This is a genomic window from Plesiomonas sp. (genome assembly GCF_051650925.1).
Taxonomy (GTDB): domain Bacteria; phylum Pseudomonadota; class Gammaproteobacteria; order Enterobacterales; family CAMTGL01; genus Plesiomonas.
The window spans coordinates 1-1183 of sequence record NZ_JBOFRH010000317.1 but is presented as its reverse complement, the minus strand read 5'-3'; the positions used below and the strand labels follow the sequence as shown (position 1 = coordinate 1183).

Genomic DNA, 1183 nt, shown 5'->3' with positions numbered 1-1183 from the left:
TTTCCAGTACAGATTCTAAAGTTTCCAGATCCACTTCGCGAGCAAATGCACGCAGAGAACGAATGTTTTTAAATAAGCTAATAATTTCTTGTGACATAATGAATGCAACTAACAGATATTGTTCTAATAGTAAGCCATCTTAGATAATGATGACTGCGAGACTTCTATAATAGAACGAATTTCAGCATCTGCCAATATATACCGTCGATTAAATTGCAATTCACCCATTCAGATAACCCTGATGAATATCAGGAATTGAAAATATCGACGATATTTCGACGGCAATCATCGTTTAAATGCCGCAGAGCACTCATCCGATCAGCATTAACAAATGCACGACATTTGATCAGGCGCAAAGTATCACGCCACAAAAAACCAAACAAATACGGCGCTGCTCACGCAACGCCGTACCGATTTAGCTCTAGCATCATCCGACAAGCCGTCTTTTATTTCTCTGACTGCAGGATGACAAATTTCTTATTTCCAGCCACTGTCGTGCACTGATTAAACAGACGACGTAATTTCAGATGGTATGCCAGATGACGGTTACCAATAATGCGTAACCAGCCCCCTTTTTTCAGACAACGACGCGCATCGCGGAACATTTGCCATGCAATATGATCTGTAATTGACTGCAATTGGTGGAATGGTGGGTTACATAATATCAACTGAATCGAATTAGCAGGAATATCTTCCAGACTATTTCCGACAATAAAACGACAGCGTGACATAAATTCCGGATGGTTTTCCTGAATATTTATCCGGCTGGACTGCACCGCCATATAAGATTCATCAATGAAAATAACATCCGCATCTGGATTTTGCTTTAATGCGGTGAGGCCAATCACGCCATTGCCGCAACCCAAGTCCACCAGCGTACCGCTCATGCCTGAAGGAATATGTTGCATAAAAAAACGCGCGCCAATATCCAGTGATGCGCGAGAAAAAACATTTGCATGATTATGAATGCGCTCGCCGCTACCTTCCAAGGTCCACACCGTTGGATAAGGGGATACCGGCGCACTCAGAGCCAGATCTGGCGTAGCGTACACGAGGCGTGCTTTTTTCCATGCCAAACTGGTCCGTGTAGGCCCAATAATGCGCTCAAACAGCTTCAAGGTAGAGGTATGAATATCGCGCGCTTTCGCTGCCGCCAAAATCTGCGTCTGTGGCCCCATCACCG

General features: G+C 44.3%; 2 protein-coding genes. Both read right to left on the bottom strand.

From position 1 onward, the window contains the following. Nucleotides 1-97, bottom strand: a 97-nt coding sequence (locus ACRC27_RS07470) for an H-NS family histone-like protein (protein ID WP_438639555.1), incomplete at its 3' end; no start/stop codon positions are given. A 349-nt stretch (nt 98-446) separates the two neighbouring features. Next, nucleotides 447-1183, bottom strand: a 737-nt coding sequence (locus ACRC27_RS07465; protein ID WP_438639554.1) for a methyltransferase, incomplete at its 5' end; no start/stop codon positions are given.